15 protein-coding genes are annotated in these 16,632 nt (G+C 69.3%); 5 read left to right on the forward strand and 10 right to left on the reverse strand.

Features of this window, described 5'->3' with window-relative positions:
- Window positions 1-30: 30 nt before the first annotated feature.
- Window positions 31-1,611, reverse strand: a complete 1,581-nt coding sequence (locus AC1VNX_RS07845) for a hybrid sensor histidine kinase/response regulator (RefSeq protein ID WP_483156198.1) — start codon at window positions 1,609-1,611, stop codon at window positions 31-33.
- Complete coding sequence (locus AC1VNX_RS07850) at window positions 1,608-3,089, reverse strand: ATPase domain-containing protein (RefSeq protein WP_483156199.1); 1,482 nt, start codon at window positions 3,087-3,089, stop codon at window positions 1,608-1,610. The genes AC1VNX_RS07845 and AC1VNX_RS07850 overlap by 4 nt, the downstream gene beginning before the upstream one ends.
- Window positions 3,090-3,326: 237 nt before the next feature.
- Between AC1VNX_RS07850 and AC1VNX_RS07855 the strand changes: the two genes are divergently transcribed.
- On the forward strand, window positions 3,327-3,506 hold the full coding sequence (locus AC1VNX_RS07855; protein WP_483156200.1) for a DUF3606 domain-containing protein: 180 nt from the start codon (window positions 3,327-3,329) through the stop codon (window positions 3,504-3,506).
- Window positions 3,507-3,531: 25 nt separating this feature from the next.
- On the opposite strand, the gene ureG is transcribed toward AC1VNX_RS07855, so the two are convergent.
- The 7 genes from ureG to AC1VNX_RS07890 form a co-directional block, all read right to left on the reverse strand.
- Window positions 3,532-4,182 (reverse strand): urease accessory protein UreG, encoded by a 651-nt coding sequence (gene ureG / locus AC1VNX_RS07860; RefSeq protein ID WP_019656511.1) that lies wholly within the window; start codon window positions 4,180-4,182, stop codon window positions 3,532-3,534.
- A gap of 16 nt (window positions 4,183-4,198) precedes the next feature.
- The gene (locus tag AC1VNX_RS07865) at window positions 4,199-4,906 is read right to left on the reverse strand and encodes an urease accessory protein UreF (RefSeq protein ID WP_483161899.1); all 708 of its coding nucleotides are present in this window, start codon (window positions 4,904-4,906) and stop codon (window positions 4,199-4,201) included.
- Window positions 4,881-5,504 (reverse strand): urease accessory protein UreE, encoded by a 624-nt coding sequence (ureE, locus tag AC1VNX_RS07870; RefSeq protein ID WP_483156201.1) that lies wholly within the window; start codon window positions 5,502-5,504, stop codon window positions 4,881-4,883. Before ureE ends, AC1VNX_RS07865 begins: the two co-directional genes overlap by 26 nt.
- Window positions 5,505-5,596: 92 nt before the next feature.
- Window positions 5,597-7,315 carry an urease subunit alpha gene (ureC, locus tag AC1VNX_RS07875; RefSeq protein WP_483156202.1) on the reverse strand — a complete coding sequence of 573 codons (1,719 nt, stop codon included), beginning with the start codon at window positions 7,313-7,315 and terminating at the stop codon, window positions 5,597-5,599.
- Window positions 7,315-7,620 (reverse strand): urease subunit beta, encoded by a 306-nt coding sequence (locus tag AC1VNX_RS07880; RefSeq protein ID WP_093057422.1) that lies wholly within the window; start codon window positions 7,618-7,620, stop codon window positions 7,315-7,317. The genes ureC and AC1VNX_RS07880 overlap by 1 nt, the downstream gene beginning before the upstream one ends.
- A 10-nt stretch (window positions 7,621-7,630) precedes the next feature.
- Window positions 7,631-8,236, reverse strand: a complete 606-nt coding sequence (locus AC1VNX_RS07885; RefSeq protein WP_483156203.1) for a HupE/UreJ family protein — start codon at window positions 8,234-8,236, stop codon at window positions 7,631-7,633.
- Between the two features lie 128 nt (window positions 8,237-8,364).
- Complete coding sequence (locus AC1VNX_RS07890) at window positions 8,365-8,667, reverse strand: urease subunit gamma (protein WP_301505874.1); 303 nt, start codon at window positions 8,665-8,667, stop codon at window positions 8,365-8,367.
- 194 nt (window positions 8,668-8,861) lie between these two features.
- Between AC1VNX_RS07890 and AC1VNX_RS07895 the strand changes: the two genes are divergently transcribed.
- The 3 genes from AC1VNX_RS07895 to AC1VNX_RS07905 all read left to right on the forward strand — a co-directional run bounded on the left by AC1VNX_RS07895 (window position 8,862) and on the right by AC1VNX_RS07905 (window position 14,286).
- A complete protein-coding gene (locus AC1VNX_RS07895) occupies window positions 8,862-12,449 on the forward strand; it encodes a hybrid sensor histidine kinase/response regulator (protein WP_483156204.1) in 3,588 nt (1,195 codons plus the stop codon).
- Window positions 12,450-12,469: 20 nt separating this feature from the next.
- A complete protein-coding gene (locus AC1VNX_RS07900; RefSeq protein WP_483161900.1) occupies window positions 12,470-13,477 on the forward strand; it encodes a response regulator in 1,008 nt (335 codons plus the stop codon).
- Between the two features lie 86 nt (window positions 13,478-13,563).
- The gene (locus AC1VNX_RS07905) at window positions 13,564-14,286 is read left to right on the forward strand and encodes a hypothetical protein (protein WP_483156205.1); all 723 of its coding nucleotides are present in this window, start codon (window positions 13,564-13,566) and stop codon (window positions 14,284-14,286) included.
- 13 nt (window positions 14,287-14,299) lie between these two features.
- Here AC1VNX_RS07905 and AC1VNX_RS07910 read toward each other — a convergent pair whose 3' ends face one another.
- Window positions 14,300-15,220, reverse strand: a complete 921-nt coding sequence (locus tag AC1VNX_RS07910) for a LysR substrate-binding domain-containing protein (RefSeq protein ID WP_367618152.1) — start codon at window positions 15,218-15,220, stop codon at window positions 14,300-14,302.
- A 95-nt stretch (window positions 15,221-15,315) separates the two neighbouring features.
- On the opposite strand from AC1VNX_RS07910, the gene AC1VNX_RS07915 reads away from it, so the two are divergent.
- Window positions 15,316-16,551 carry a threonine synthase gene (locus AC1VNX_RS07915; RefSeq protein WP_483156206.1) on the forward strand — a complete coding sequence of 412 codons (1,236 nt, stop codon included), beginning with the start codon at window positions 15,316-15,318 and terminating at the stop codon, window positions 16,549-16,551.
- The last annotated feature ends 81 nt before the right edge of the window (window positions 16,552-16,632 follow it).

The following is a 16,632-nucleotide window of genomic DNA, read 5'->3' on the forward strand; positions in this document are numbered from 1 at the left end:
GCTGCCAGAGCCCTTCCTTCGCGTGGCGCCTCAGCCTGCGGCGCGCCTCTCGAGCTTCTGCAGCGCCACCGTCAGTTCGTCGACATCGAGCGGCTTCAGCAGGTGATGGTCGAAGCCGGCCCGCGCGATGCGCAGCCGGTCGTCGGGCTGTCCCCAGCCCGTGAGAGCGATCAGGCCGATGCCATGCAGGCGGGGATGCGCCCGCAGGCGGCGCGCCAGCTCGCAGCCGTCCATGCCGGGCATGCCGATGTCCAGGATGGCGATCGACGGCTCGAAGAGTTCGGCCTTCGCCAGCGCGTCCGAGCCGTTGAACGCCACCGCGACCTTCGCGCCGAGCAGCGCCAGCAGCGCCTCCAGCGATTCGGCCGCGTCGCGGTTGTCGTCCACCACCAGGATGCGGTGGTTCACCGCCATCGCGGCCTCCGGTGCCGCCGACTCCGTACCGGTTCGTACGCCGTGGCCGAGCAGGGGAAGGGACACCGTGAACTCGCTGCCCCGGTCCGCCCCCTCGCTCTTCGCGCTGACCGTGCCGCCGTGCAGCTCCACGATGCTCTTCACCAGCGTGAGGCCGATGCCCAGCCCGCCCTGCGCGGCGCGCGCGGTGCCGCTGACCTGCACGAACATCTCGAAGATCGCGTCCAGCATGGCGGCCGGGATGCCGGCGCCGCTGTCCTTCACGCGCACCATCGCATGGCCGTCGCCGTCGTGCTCCAGGAAGACGTCGATGCGTCCGCCCTCGGGCGTGTACTTGGCCGCGTTGTTCAGCAGGTTCGAGAACACCTGGGTGAGGCGCACGCTGTCGCCCATCACCGCCAGCGAGGCGTCGGCGATGTGCAGCTCGAGGGTGTGCCGGCCGGCGTCCATCAGCGGGCGGCTGAGCTCCACCGCGCCGCGGATCACCTTTTCCAGCACGAACTCGTCCAGCTGCAGCTCGATCTTCCCGCGCGTGATGCGCGAGACCTCCATCAGGTCGTTCACCAGACGCACCATGTGGTCGAGCTGGCGGCCCATGAGCTCGTAGTAGGGCCGCGCGGCTTCTGACGTGAGCGGCTTGCGCTTGAGGATGGCCAGCGCGGTGCTCAGCGGCGCCATTGGGTTGCGCAGTTCGTGGGCGAGGGTGGCGAGGAACTCGGTCTTGCGCCTGTCGGCCTCGTTGAGGTCTTCCAGGATGCGGCGCAGTTCGTACTGCCGCCGGCGCGCGCGAAGCGCGCTGCGCAAAGCGCTGACCAGCGAGGCCACGCGCAGCGGACGCTCCAGCACGGTGACGTTGGCGATGCCTTCCATCGCGGTGGAGATGGCGCGCGAGTCGGCACCCTGCCGCGCGAGTATCAGCACCGGCAGGTCGGACCACGGGGGCTGGGCCGCCACGGCCGCGGCGAGTTCGGCGGCGCCGCTGCCTGAGAGCAGTTCTTCGGACACCAGCAGCGCGCCGGCGCCGCCGGCCATTTCGCGCAGCAGCCCGGGAAGATCGGCGCAGGTGTGGGCCTCGATGCCGGCGTGCTCGAGCACGACGGCCGTCATCGCGGCGTCCTTCGCGGTCGCGGGTCTCATCAGCACGCGCAACTGCGGATCTCGCAGCTGCGGCAGCTGGATCGTCGGGTTCTCGGTCACGGCGGGGGCGTGGCAGTGCCATCGATCGGCACCGGCACGCCGGTCAGGATGCCTCTGAAGCGGCGCAGCGGATCGCCGACGTGCAGGCCGCGCTGGTCCATCGAGAACGCACGGATGGAGCGCTCGTGCACGCCACCGCGCTTCTTGAGCACCGAGATGGCCTGCCGCACCTCCCCTTCCGCCTCGTAGTAGCGCAGCAGCACCACCGCGTCGGCAAGGTAGCTGGCGTCCACCGGTGTCTGCATCTGCGCGCCGATGAGCCCGTGCTGCGCGCCGACCAGCAGCGTCGCCACGCCGGACTGCCCGAGGTAGGTGAGCAGCTCGTGCAGCTGCACGATGAGAAATCGCTCGTCGGGCATTGCGTTGAGGTAGCCGTTCAGGCTGTCGATGACGATCACCTTCGCGCCGTGCCCGGTCACCGCCTGGCGGATCTCGTGCACCAGCTCGCCCGGGGACAGCTCGGCCGGGTCGACCTGCTTGAGGCGGATGCGGCCCGATCGGACATGGGGCTCCAGCTTCATGCCCAGGCCGGTGCAGCGCGTGCGCAGGGTGTTGATGCTCTCGTCGAAGATGAAGAGGGCGGAAGCCTCGCCGCGCTCCGCAGCCGCGACGGCGAACTGCACCGCGACCGACGACTTGCCCGTGCCCGGCGCGCCGACGAACAAGGTGCTGGTGCCTTTCTCGAGGCCGCCGCCCAGCAGTGCGTCCAGCGACTCCAGCCCGCTGGGCAGACTCGTTAGTGCAGTGTCGTTGACGTGTTCGGCCGCCACCAGGCGCGGAAACACCTGCAGGCCGCCGCGGCCGATCTTGTAGTCGTGGTAGCCGCCGCGGAAAGACTGCCCGCGGTACTTCACGACCAGCAGGCGGCGGCGCGCGGCGCCGAAGTCGGAGTTCGACTGCTCCAGCCGCACCACCGCGTGCGCGATGCTCTGCACCTGCAGGTCGTGCTCGGTGGCGGTCATGTCGTCCAGCAGCAGCACGGTGCACTGGCGCCCCGCGAAGAACTGCTTGAGCGCCAGGATCTGCCGGCGGTAGCGCAGCGAGGTGCCCGAAAGCAGCCGCAGCTCGGAGAGCGAATCGAACACGATGCGCGAAGGCTTGATGGCCTCCACGTCGCTCAGCAGGCGCAGCGTCGTTTCGCTCAGTTCCACCTCCGAGGGGTGGAACATGGTGTATTGCTCTTCGGGCTGCAGGCTGTCCTGGGTGGGCAGCATCTCGCGCACGTTGACGCTGGAAATGTCCCAGCCGTGCGAGGCGGCCACGCCGCGCAGCTCATGCTCGGTTTCGGACAGCGTCACATACAGCACGGACTCGCCGCGCGCCACGCCTTCGAGCAGGAACTGCATCGCGATGGTCGTCTTGCCGGCCCCTGGCGTGCCTTCGAAAAGATAAAGCCGGTTCGGCTCGAGGCCGCCGCCGAGCACGTCGTTCAGGCCCGGCACCCCCATGCTTAGCAGCCGCTGGTTATGAGGCTCCATAGTCGCTTCTCCGCGAATGAATAAGGTCACGGCCGAATTCAAGCACCCCGGCCGGGGGCGGCTTGCAGGACGGCACCGCATGGCGCGCCGTCGCGCGCGACTATGGCAGTTGTCCTGCAAGGGGGAGCGGATTCGTCCGTCCGGCCGGCCGGAGCGGGCGGAGAAACTGCGCTTCCGGCAGCCGCCGCCCAACCTTCATTCAGTCAATCAACCAATTTCCGGCTTCAGGAGAAGACGATGCGCGAAGACACAGAGATCCGCATTCCACGGGACGATGAACGGATCGACGTCACCGACCTCAAGGAGGTCGACTACTGGACCCAATGGTTCGGGGTGAGCGAGGAGCGCCTGCGCACGGCCGTGGCCTCGGCCGGCACGATGAAGGACGACCTGCGGGTCTACCTCGGCCTGCCTTGAGGCTTCGAGGCAGGGCTCGAAATCCTCAAGCGGCGGTCAGCATGCCCCGCTCCTCGATGAACGCGACCACGTCGGCCACGCCCGAGAGCGTCTTGAGGTTGGTCATCACGTAGGGCCGCTGGCGGCGCATGCGCTGCGTGTCCTGCTCCATCACGTCGAGATTCGCGCCCACGTAGGGCGCGAGGTCGGTCTTGTTGATCACGAAGAGGTCGCTCTTGGTGATGCCGGGGCCGCCCTTGCGCGGGATCTTCTCGCCGGCCGCCACGTCGATCACGTAGATCGTGAGGTCCGACAGTTCGGGGCTGAAGGTGGCCGCGAGGTTGTCGCCGCCCGACTCGACGAAGACCACGTCGGCGTCCGGAAAGTCTTCCAGCATGCGGTCGATGGCTTCGAGGTTGATCGACGCGTCTTCGCGGATCGCGGTGTGCGGGCAGCCGCCCGTTTCCACGCCCATGATGCGCTCGGCCGGCAGCGCGCCGGCCACGGTGAGCAGGCGCTGGTCTTCCTTGGTGTAGATGTCGTTGGTGATCGCGATCAGGTCGTACTTGTCGCGCATCGCCTTGCAGAGCATCTCCAGCAGCGTGGTCTTGCCCGAGCCGACCGGGCCGCCGATGCCCACGCGCAGCGGCGGAAGTCTCTTGGTGCGGTTGGGAATGTGGTGCAGGGCGGAAGTCATGGCAGTGGTGTCCGGTTCAGCTTCTGAAAAGGCGGGAATATTGTGTTTCATGGCGGGCCGACAGCACCGCCAGCAGGGGCGCGAAGGCTTGGCGCTCGTCGTCGCCGAGGGCCATGGCGCGGGTCACGGCATCGGGCATTTCCCGCGCCAGCCGTCCGAGGATGCGCTGGCCCGCGCTCTGGCCCAGCGGCACGGCCTTGACGGCGGCGGCCACCATGTTCTCGGCCCAGCCGAAGGCGAAGGCCAGGCTGCCGTCGTGCACCGTGGCGCCAGCGCGGCTGGCCGCGAAGGCAAACGCCACGGGGTAGCTCGCGCCCAGGTCGGCGAAGACTTCCGCCGTGTCGGTGTGGTGCAGCTTGAGCCACTCGACGAAGGAGCGGCCCATCTGCTCGGTCTGCAGCAGGAACTCGGCCGACTCGCGGGTGGCCATCACCCAGCCGTTGAGCTGGCGGATGCGCGGCATGTCATTGGCGCGCCAGGCTGCGATGGCCTGCGCGCAGACGGCGAGATCGCCGCGGGCGAAGCTCAGGTGCAGCTGGTCGGAGAGCCACTCGGCCGCGCGCGGCTCGGAGTCGATGCCGGCCCATTCGACGGCGGCTTCGACGCCCTCGGAGTACGAGAAGCCGCCGACCGGCAGCGCGGGCGAGGCGAGCCAGATCAGCTGCAGGAGGCTCTGGGCGGACACGTCAGTGGGGTCGTCAGTGGGAATGGCCGTGGTGCCCATGGCCGTGATCATGACCATCGTGGTCGTCCAGCAACTCCGGCGCGAGCACCAGCGGCTTCGGGCCGCTGCCATGGTCATGCGAGTGGCCGTGATCGTGCGAATGCCCGTGGTCATGGCTGTGGCCATGGCTGTGCGAATGCTCGTGCGATCCATACGCACCGCCCTCGGGTTCGAAAGCCTCTTCCACCGCCACGACGATCAGGTGCATCGAGCGCAGCATGTCGGCCAGCACATGGTCGGGCTCGATCTTCAGGTGGTCGGGCTTCAGCTCGATGGGCACGTGCCGGTTGCCCAGGTGGTAGGCCGCGCGCGTCAGGTCGAAGGGCGTGCCGTGGGCGGTGCAGTGCGTGATGCGAAGCACGGGCTGCGGCGCGGCGATCACGCGGACCAGCGAGCCGTCTTCCGCCACCAGCACGTCGCCGCCGCGCACCAGCGTGCCGCGCGGCAGGAACACGCCGATCTGGCGGCCTTGCGAGTCGGTGGCGTCGAAGCGGCTCTTCTGGCGGATGTCCCAATCGAGTTCGACGGTGGCGGCACGCTTGAGCAGCACGGGCGCGAGGCCGCGGCCCTGGGGCATGAGTTTGTTGGCGGTGAGCATGGTGCAAATGGAGCGCCCCGGAGGGCGCCCGCTGGCTGGATGAATACCTTCGAGGATACGCAGCCTGTCAAGCAGCCGCGCTCCCCAGGGCTTCAGAACAGGAAATACCGCTGCGCCATCGGCAGCAGCTTCGCCGGCTCGCAGGTCAGCAGGTTGCCGTCGGCGCGCACCGCGTAGGTCTGCGCGTCGATCTCCATCTTCGGCGTGTAGCCGTTGTGGATCAGGTCCTTCTTGCGCACGCTGCGGATGTTCTTCACCGCGCTCAGTTGCTTCTTCAGGCCGTAGCGCTCGCCGACGCCCGCGGCCAGGCCGGCCTGCGAGACGAAAGTCAGCGAGCTCTTCGCGAGCGAGCCGCCGTAGGCGCCGAACATCTGGCGGTAGTGCACCGGCTGCGGCGTGGGGATCGACGCGTTGGGGTCGCCCATGGCCGCCAGCGCGATGCTGCCGCCCTTGATGATGGTGAAGGGCTTCACGCCGAAGAAGGCCGGCTTCCAGATCACGATGTCGGCCCACTTGCCGACCTCGAGCGAGCCCACCTCGTGCGCGATGCCGTGCGCGATGGCCGGGTTGATCGTGTACTTGGCGACGTAGCGCTTGGCGCGGAAGTTGTCGTTGCGGCTGCTGTCCTCGGGCAGCGTGCCGCGCTGCAGCTTCATCTTGTGCGCGGTCTGCCAGGTGCGGATGACGACCTCGCCGACGCGGCCCATGGCCTGGCTGTCGGAGCTGAACATGCTGATGGCGCCTAGGTCGTGCAGCACGTCCTCGGCGGCGATGGTTTCCTTGCGGATGCGCGACTCGGCGAAGGCCAGGTCTTCGGCGATGCCGGCGTCGAGGTGATGGCACACCATGAGCATGTCGACGTGCTCATCGAGCGTGTTCACGGTGTAGGGCATCGTCGGGTTGGTCGACGACGGCAGGAAGTTGCTCTCGCCCACCACGCGCAGGATGTCGGGCGCGTGGCCGCCGCCCGCGCCCTCGGTGTGGAAGGCGCAGATGCCGCGACCGCCCACGGCGGCGATGGTGTTCTCGACGAAGCCCGACTCGTTGAGCGTGTCGCTGTGGATGGCCACTTGCGTGTCGGTGGCGTCGGCCACGTCCATGCAGTTGCTGATGGCCGCGGGCGTGGTGCCCCAGTCTTCATGCAGCTTCAGGCCGATGACGCCGGCCTCGATCTGCTCGTGCAGCGCCTGCGGCAGGCTGGCGTTGCCCTTGCCGAGGAAGCCGAGGTTCATCGGGAAGGCGTCGGCCGCCTGCAGCATGCGCTCGATGTGCCAGGGGCCTGGCGTGGAGGTGGTGGCGAAGGTGCCGGTGGCGGGGCCGGTGCCGCCGCCGAGCATGGTGGTCACGCCGGAGGACAGCGCCTCCTCGATCTGCTGCGGGCAGATGAAGTGGATGTGGCTGTCGATGCCGCCGGCGGTGACGATGCTGCCCTCGCAGCTGATGATCTCGGTGCCCGGGCCGATGACGATGTCCACGCCCGGCTGCACATCAGGGTTGCCGGCCTTGCCGATGGCGGCGATGCGGCCGTCCTTCAGGCCGATGTCGGCCTTCACGATGCCCCAGTGGTCGAGGATGAGCGCGTTGGTCAGCACCGTGTCGACCGCGCCTTGCGCCCGGGTGCGCTGCGACTGCGCCATGCCGTCGCGGATCGTCTTGCCGCCGCCGAACTTCACCTCTTCGCCGTAGCCGCCGGCGCGCAGGGTGTAGTCGGCCTCGACCTCGATCAGCAGTTCGGTGTCCGCGAGACGGACGCGGTCGCCCACGGTGGGGCCGAAGATCTCGGCGTAGGCACGCCTGCCGATGGTGGCCATCAGAGTTTTCCTTGAACGAGGCCGCGAAAGCCGTAGACGATGCGATCGCCCGAGAAGTCGACCAGCTCGACCGTGCGCTGCTGGCCCGGCTCGAAGCGCACCGCGGCGCCCGAGGCGATGTTCAGCCGCATGCCACGCGCGGCCTCGCGGTCGAAGCCGAGCGCGCCGTTGGTCTCGGCGAAGTGATAGTGGGAGCCGACCTGGATCGGCCGGTCGGCGGTGTTCTGCACGACCAGCGTGAGGGTGCGGCGGCCGGGGTTGAGCGCGTGCTCGCCGTCGTCGGTGAAGAGTTCGCCGGGAATCATGCTGGCCACCTCAGATGGCTTGCGCCAGCAGCGTTGCGCCCAGGCCGACGACCGCGGCGCCGGTCACGCGCGGCAGCCATGCGTTGGCGTTGCGCAGCGCCCAACCGAATGCGATGCCGATGGCGTGCAGCAGCACCGTCGCGCAGACCATGCCGGCCAGCGTGAGGGCGGCGCCTTCTTCGCTCGCCAGTTCGTAGCCGTGCGCCACGCCATGGAACACCGCGAACACGCCCACCACAACCATCGCCGCCACGGCCGGCAGGTGTACGCGCGTGACCACCAGCAGGCCCAGCACCAGCAGCGAGGCCGCGATCATCGGCTCGACCGCCGGCAGCTGCACGCCGGCCAGCCCCGCCAGCGCGCCCGCCAGCAGCATGCCGGCGAAAGCCAGCGGCGCCCAGAGCAGGTCGGGCCAGGCGCGGCGCGCGGCCAGCGCGCTCCAGAAGCCGACCGCGACCATCGCCGCGAGATGGTCGGCGCCGGTCAGCGGATGCATGAAGCCGGTGACGAAGCCGTGGTGCAGGCCGCCGTCGACGCCGGTGTGGGCGCTGGCCGCGAGCGGCAAGACCGCGACTGCGGCGAGAAGGGCGGTGAGGATGGATCGATGAATGCGCATCAGCAGGTCTCCAATAGGATGGAAGCACTTCCGGGGAACACCACGGAACGGGCTTTGCCCGGCCGTTGGTGTTGCCCCCGGCGAGGGGGTGGGCGAAGCGACACGAAGTGCGCGCAGCCTGGGGGAGGTCATAGGATTGGCTGGTGGACGGTCACGAGCTTGGTGCCGTCCGGGAAGGTGGCTTCGACCTGGATGTCGGGAATCATCTCGGCGATGCCGTCCATCACATCGGCGCGGGTGAGCACGCTACGCCCTTCGCTCATGAGTTCGGCGACGCTCTTGCCGTCGCGCGCGCCTTCCATGACGGCGGCGGAGATCAGGGCGACGGCCTCGGGGTAGTTGAGCTTGAGGCCGCGGGCCTTGCGGCGTTCGGCCAGGAGCGCCGCGGTGAAGATCAGCAGCTTGTCTTTTTCGCGCGGGGTCAGTTCCATGAGATCGGCGTCGGGTGGCGGGAGGAGGCGGCCATTATGGGCAAGCCGGCTTCTTTGCAACAGTCGTGCCGCTTGGCAGCCTGGGCCGCCGCGCACGGCCGCCCGAAGCGGCCGGCCCGCCCCCGGTAGGGGGTTGGCGCGCGCGACACGGAGTGCGCGCAGCCTGGGGGCGAGCAACGATTCAGGCACGGAAGATGCACCGAAACGGTGTGAACACCGAAGCCGCCCCGACCACCCCCGACGACGCCCCGCAGCGCATCGTCAAGGTGCGGCGCGACTACAACAGCTGGGTGGCCAGCGAGACGCTGGAGGACTACGCCCTGCGCTACACGCCGCAGCGCTTCCGCAAATGGTCTGAATGGCGGGTGGCCAACACGGCCTTCGGGGCGGCCTCGTTCCTGATCCTGGAGGCGGTGGGCGCCACGCTGCTGGTGCAGTACGGTTTCGCCAACGCCTTCTGGGCGATCCTGGCGACCGGGCTCATCATCTTCCTGGCGGGCGTGCCGATCAGCGTCTACGCGGCGCGCTATGGCGTGGACATGGACCTGCTCACGCGCGGCGCGGGCTTCGGCTACATCGGCTCCACGCTCACCTCGCTGATCTACGCGAGCTTCACTTTCATCTTCTTCGCGCTGGAGGCTGCCGTGATGGCCTATGCGCTGGAACTGGCGCTCGGCATTCCCCCGGTCTGGGGCTACCTGGTGTGCGCGCTGGTGGTGATTCCGCTGGTCACGCACGGGGTGTCGGCCATCAGCCGGCTGCAGCTGTGGACCCAGCCGCTGTGGCTCTTGATGCTCGTGGTGCCTTTCGCCTACGTGCTCGTGCGCGATCCTGGTGCGTTCGCGGGCATCGTGCACTACAACGGCGTGCGCTCGGGCACCAAAGGCTTCGATCTGCACCTGTTTGGCGCGGCGCTCACCGTCGGCATCGCGCTCATCACCCAGATGGGCGAGCAGGCCGACTACCTGCGCTTCATGCCGGCGCGCACCGCGGCCACTGCGCGGCGCTGGTGGGCCGGGGTGCTGGCCGGCGGGCCGGGCTGGGTGGTGCTGGGGGTGCTCAAGATGCTGGGCGGGGCGCTGCTGGCCTACCTGGCGATCACGCACATGGTGCCGGCCGACCGCGCGGTCGATCCGAACCAGATGTACCTCGCGGCCTACGAGTACGTGTTTCCGCACTACGGCTGGGCAGTGGCGGCCACTGCGCTGTTCGTGGTGATCTCGCAGCTCAAGATCAATGTGACCAACGCCTACGCGGGCTCGCTGGCCTGGAGCAACTTCTTCTCGCGCGTGGCGCACAGCCACCCGGGGCGGGTGGTGTGGGTGGTGTTCAACGCGCTCATCGCCTTCATGCTGATGGAGATGAACGTGTTCGAGGCGCTGGGCGACGTGCTGGGCCTGTTCGCCAACATCGCCATCGCCTGGATGATGGCCGTGGTGGCCGACCTGGTCATCAACAAGCCACTGGGCCTGTCGCCGCCGGGCATCGAGTTCAAGCGCGCGCACCTGTGGGATATCAACCCGGTGGGCGTGGGCGCGATGGCGCTGGCCTCGGGGCTGTCGATCACGGCGCACCTGGGCGTGTTCGGGCCGCTGGCGCAGGCCTTCTCGGCGCTGATCGCGCTGGGCACCGCGCTGGTGGCATCGCCGCTCCTGGCCTGGGCGACCGGCGGCAAGTACTACCTGGCGCGTGGCGTGCCGTCCTCCGGCTCCGGCGCGGTGCGGTGGGCGAGAGTGGAGCACGAGGGCAGCTACCAGCGCCTGAAGGTGCAGCACTGCGTGATCTGCGAGCGCGAGTACGAAGGGCCGGACATGGCCCACTGCCCGGCCTACCAGGGTGCGATCTGCTCGCTGTGCTGCACGCTGGATGCGCGCTGCGGCGACCTGTGCAAGCCGCACGCGAGCCTGTCTTCGCAGTGGTCGGCGGTGCTGCGCTGGCTGCTGCCGCGGCGCAGCTGGCGCTACCTCGACACGGGGCTGGGGCACTTCCTGCTGCTGATGCTGGTGATCGTGCCGCTGCTGGCGGTGGTGTTCGGCGTGCTCTACCAGCAGGAACTGCGCGCCTTCGGCGAGGGCGCGCTGGAGCTGGCCTCCGAGTCTGAGGTGGCGGCCGCGCTGGCCGGCCTGCAGAAGCTGTCGCTGCGCTCGGGCTTCCTGAAGGCGTACATGGCGCTGCTGGTCATCGCGGGCATCGTCGCGTGGTGGCTGGTGCTGGCGCACCAGAGCCGCAAGGTCGCGCAGGAGGAATCGAACCGTCAGACCCACCTGCTGGTGCGAGAGATCGAGCTGCACCGCGAGACCGACCGCGCGCTGCAGGCCGCCAAGCAGTCGGCCGACGAGGCGCGCGAGATCGCGGAGCAGGCCAAGCTCGCGGCCGAGTTGGCCAAGCAGGCCGCCGACCAGGCCAACCAGGCCAAGAGCCGCTACATCAGCGCCATCAGCCACGAGTTGCGCACGCCGCTCAACAGCATCCTGGGCTACGCGCAGCTGATGGGCGAAGACCATTCCGTGCCGCCGCACCGGCAGCAGGCGGTGGCGGTCATCAAGCGCGGCGGGGAGCACCTGCTCTCGCTCATCGAGGGCACGCTGGCCATCGCGCACATCGAGGCCGGCAAGCTCACGCTGCATGCGCGGCCGATGCGCTTTGCCGACACCCTGCGCGAGCTGGCCGACATGTTCGAGCTGCAGGCTGCGGAGAAGGGGCTGCAGTTTCGCTTCGAGGCGGCGGGCCCGCTGCCCGAGGTGGTGCGCGCGGATGAAAAGCGCGTGCTGCAGATCCTCATCAACCTGCTGGGCAACGCGATCAAGTTCACGGCCGCGGGGCAGGTCACGCTGCGGCTGGCCTATGCGCGCGAGTTCGCTTCCATCGAGATCGAGGACACGGGCCCGGGCATGCCAGCCGAGGACATCGAGCGCATCTTCGAGCCCTTTGCGCGCGGCAATACGGCGGGCATGTCGGCCGCACCGGGCGCGGGGCTGGGGCTCACCATCGCCAAGATGCTCACCGACCTGATGGGCGGCGAGATGAAGGTGAGCAGCACGCCGGGCGAGGGCTCGCTCTTCTGCGTGCGCCTGTTCCTGCCGCGCGTGCACGACACGGTGGCCGGCGCCGGGCGCGCATTGCCCGTGCAGCGCGCGCGGCGCGGCTATGAAGGCCCGCGCCGCCGCCTGCTGGTGGTGGACAACGAGGAAGCCGACCGCGATCTGCTGGGCCACCTGCTCGCGCCGCTGGGCTTCGAGCTGCGCAGCGCGGCCAGCGGGCACGACGCGCTCGACCTGGTTGCGGCCGGCTACCGGCCCGACGCGATGTTCGTCGACCTCGCCATGCCCGGCATCGACGGCTGGGAGACGATCCGCCGCGCGCGCAAGCTGGGGCTGACCGAGGCGGCCGTGGCCATCGTCTCGGCCAACGCCTTCGACAAGGGGCTGGACAACGACGTGGGCATTGCGCCGGAGGATTTCTTCGTCAAGCCCGTGCGCCACACGGAGCTGCTCGACTGGCTCGAACGCCGGCTCGGGCTGCGGTGGACCGAGACCGCAGTGAAGCCCGCCGCCGTCGCCGCGCCGCGCGCGATGCTGGCGCCTTCGCTGGCCCGCCTGCGTGCGCTGGAGGAGGCCGTGGGCCTGGGCTACTTCCGGGGCATCATGACCCAGCTCGACGACATCGACGCCGCGCAGCCCGAGTGCGCGGCATGGACCGACGCCCAGCGCGTGCTGGCCCGCCAGTTCCAGTTCGAGGCCATGAGCCGCGCGCTGGCCGAGGCCGTGGAGAGCGCAGCGTGACCACGACGCCAATTCCCGCCATGGAAACTTCATCGCTCGCCAGGACCCTGCGCGAACAGCAGGGCGCCAACAGCGACCTCGTGCTGATCGTCGACGACGTGCCCGACAACCTCGCGGTGCTGCACGACGCGCTGGACGAGTCGGGCTACACCGTGCTCATTGCCACCAACGGCGAGCAGGCGCTGCAGCGCGCAGTGCAGGCCAAGCCCGACATCGTGCTGCTCGACGCGATGATGCCGGGCATCGACGGCTTCGAGGTCGCACGCCGGCTCAAGGCCGATGCCGCGACGGCGCACATTCCCATCGTGTTCATGACGGGGCTCACCGAGACCGAGCACCTGGTGGCCGCGCTGGAGGCGGGGGGCGTCGACTACGTCACCAAGCCCATCAAGCCGAAGGAAGTGCTGGCGCGCATGAACGTGCACCTGCAGGGCGCGCGCCGCGCGAGGCAGGACGCGCGGCAGGCCGGGCAGGCGCGCAACGCGCTCGACGCCTTCGGCTACGCGAGCATCACGGTGCGGCTGCCGCAGGGGCGGCTGATCTGGCAGACGGCGCTCGCGCGCGACCTGCTGCTGCGCTACTGCGACACGCGCGCGCCCGAGACGCCGCCGGCGGTGCTCGAATGGCTGCGCAGCCACACGCCCGATGCGCGCGAGCGCGGCATCGAGCCGCCGGCGCTGTCCATCGTGCAGGGCGCCAGCAGCCTCACGCTGCGCCTGCACCAGCAGACCGGCGGGGACGACGACGGCGACGAGTGGATGATCATCATGCGCGAGGTGTCCGACACCGCGGTCATCGAGGCCATGAGCCTGAGCCTGAAGCTCACGGCGCGCGAGGCCGAGGTGCTGTACTGGGTGGTCAAGGGCAAGACCAACAAAGACATCGGCGAAATACTCGGCAGCAGCCCGGCCACGGCCAAGAAGCACCTGGAGCGGGTGTACGTGAAGCTGGGCGTGGAGACGCGCACGGCGGCGGCGGGCGTGGCGATCAAGCGCATCCGCGAGCTGCAGCCCCAGTTCGAGATCTGAGGAGGGCCGTTGGGCGGCCCGGCGCCGCGTCATTGCACCTACTTTGCGCGTCCCTAGAATGGTTCGAGGCCCCGGGGACGCGAGCGATGAAGAACATCAGGTACAGCAGAACAACGACCCGACCGCCAGCGCGCGGCTGGATGCTCGCGGCTTCCTGCCTTGGAGCGGGACTGATCGCGGGCCCGGTCGCCCAGGCGGCAGGGCATTTCGACGTGGACGACGCCAGCACGCTCGACCCCGGCCAGTGCCAGTACGAGACCTGGTGGGGCCGCACGGGCGTCGAGCCCGTCACGGGCTTTCACTTCGGGCCGGCCTGCCGCGTCGGGCCCTTCGAGTTGGGCCTGAACCTCGATCGCACCTCGGTGGGCGGCGTGCATTCGGTCACCGGCGGGCCGCAGCTCAAGTGGAACTTCTACGGGCAGGCGGCCGATGCGCCTTTCAGCGCGGCCGTGTCGATGGGCGCGGTGTTCGACTTCAAGCGCGGCGACCGCGCGGGCGGGCAGTTCGTCATTCCCGTCACCTGGCGGCCACTGGACAGCCTGCAGATACACGCGAACGTCGGCGCCGACTGGGCGACCGGAACCGGGGTGCGCACGCCGCGCGGCGGTATCGGCGTCGAATGGGCGCTGAACGACACGGTGTCGATCATTGCGGAGCGCAACCGTGCGTCGAACGTCTGGACCTCACGCCTGGGCGGGCGCTTCAGCATCACGCCGCTGATCAGCGTGGACGTGAGCGCGTCGCGTACCGGGCCGCAGGGCGTGCGCGGCTTCGTGATCGGGCTCAACCACGAGTTCAGCTGGAAGTGAGTGCGAGCGGGTCCTAGCGCAGGTGGCGCTGGATGCGCTTCTCGTCCTCGGCCAGTTGCTGGCGCATGAGCGAGATGAAGTCGCGCGCGGTGGCCGAAAGCACCTTGCCCGCCGGCAGCGCCAGCAGGCAGGTGAAGTACACGTCGACCGAGAACTTGCGCACCACCAGCCCGCGCTCCGCGTAGTCGAGCGCGGTGATCGGGTTGACCAGCCCCACGCCCAGGCCGCGCAACGCCATCTCGCACACGCTGGCCGCGTAGGGCGTCTGTACCAGCACCCGCAGCGCCACGCCGTGCGGAGCCAGCGCCGCCTCCAGCCGCTGGTGCGAAGGGTCTTCGGGGTTGAGCGAGATGAAGGGCGCCTCGGCGAGCTGCTCGGGCTTGATGGTCTTGAAGCGGGCCAGCGCGTGGTCGGGCGGCATCACCACCACGCCGGGAAAGCGCGAGAAGGTCGAATGGTCGATGCCTTCGAGCGAGAGTTCGTCGGCCATCAGCCCGAAGTCGGAGATGCCCATGGCCACGCGGTCGCGCACGTCCTTAGAACTCAGCACCTGCAGCGACACCTGCGGCCAGGGGCTCGCGCCGCGGTGCGCCTTCAGCCTCGCCAGCGCGCGCGGCATGAAGCCCAGGCCGTAGGCCGGAAAGCTGCTGAGCTCGAGCTGGCTGACGCCGAAGTCGCGCAGGCTGCGCACCCGGTGCTCGATGGCGTCCATGCCGATGAAGACCCGTTCCACCTCCACCCACAGCGCGCGCGCCTCGGGCGTGGGCACCAGCCGCCCGCCGGTGCGCTGGAACAGCAGCATGCCGGCCTGGGCCTCCAGGCGCTTGAGCGACTGGCTGATGGCGGGCTGCGTCACATGCAGCAAGGCAGCGGCCTTGCGCGTGGAGCTGCTGCGCATGAGTGCCCGGAAGGTTTCGATTTCGCCGAATCGCATCGATAAGTTTTGTTATCGGTTGAGTATCTGAGGCTGCGTAATTTTATTTCCGATTGCATAAGATTTAGTCACAACTTCATCAAGCGCAGACCCCCGTGACGACATCGCCCGTTCTGGACTTCAAGTTCGCCGCTCCCCCGCTGGACCCGCTGAGCCATGCCCCGTCCCCGGGCCATCCCCTGGGGCTGGTTCGCGACCGCACGCCGAAACCCGCGCGCAACCCGAACCTGCGCGGGCTGCAGTGCCTGCGATGCGATGCGCTCTACCCGGTCACGCTGACGAACGACGGCTGCCCGGCATGCAGGCGCGAGGGCATTCACGTGGCGTTGCGCGCCAGCTACCTGCCCGACAGCACGGAGCTGATGCCCATGCCCTACACCTCCAGCTTCGCGCTGGGCGAAGGGCAGACGCCGCTGCAGGACATGCCCGGGCTGGCGCAGCAGTTCGGCGTGTCACGCCTGTCGATCAAGGACGAGTCGTGCAACCCCACCGGCTCGCACAAGGACCGCATGACTGCGGTGGGCGTGGCGCAGGCGCTCGACTTCGACGCCCACACGCTGGTGCTGGCCTCCTCGGGCAACGCGGCCGTTTCGGCGGCGCACTACGCATGGGCCGCGGGCCTGGGCTGCGAGGTGGCGACCTACGAGGGCATGCCGGCCACCTATGCACGGCAGCTCGACGCGCTGGGCGCGCGCCGCTACGTGTTCTCCGACAACGCCGGCCGCTGGGCCTTCGTGCGCGAGCGCTCGCAGCATCCCGGCTACTTCGCGCTGACAAACTACCGCCTGCCCGCGCTGGGCAGCGCGCCGCTGGCGATCGAGGGCTACAAGCCGATCGCGCTCGAGTGCCTGAACGATGGCGGCCTGCCCGACCACGTCGTGATCCCGACTGCGCGCGGCGACCTGGCATGGGGTATCTACGCGGGCTTCCGCGACCTGCTGGCGGCGGGGCGCATCGCGCGTCTGCCGAAGCTCTGGCTGGTGGAGCCGTTCCCGCGCCTGGCGCGCGTGTTCGCGGGCGGTGCCATCAATGGCAGCTACCCGGGGCACACGGCGCAGTTCTCCACGGCGGGTGCCACGGTCACCTACCTCCAATGGCAGGCCGCGACGGCCACGGGCGGTGGCGCGGTGGTCGTGGACGATGAAGAAGCACGTGCCGCGCGGCGCGTGCTCACGGCCGCCGGCGTGAGCGCCGAGCTGTGCGCGGCAGGCGGCCTCGCCGCGCTGCGGCAACTGCGCGAGAACAACTCCATCGCCGCGGACGCGCACGTGGTGCTGATGTTGACCGCCAACGCGACCGGCGACCCGAGCTGGCCCGATCGCCCGATTTAGGGTCTGTTCACACTATTTCCGGGGTCGCGAAGGGCAGCCAGGGCAGGCCAATCCAGGCGCGTGACGACGCGTGTGCATGCG

This window comes from Variovorax sp. TLI9-5A, from assembly GCF_056867935.1.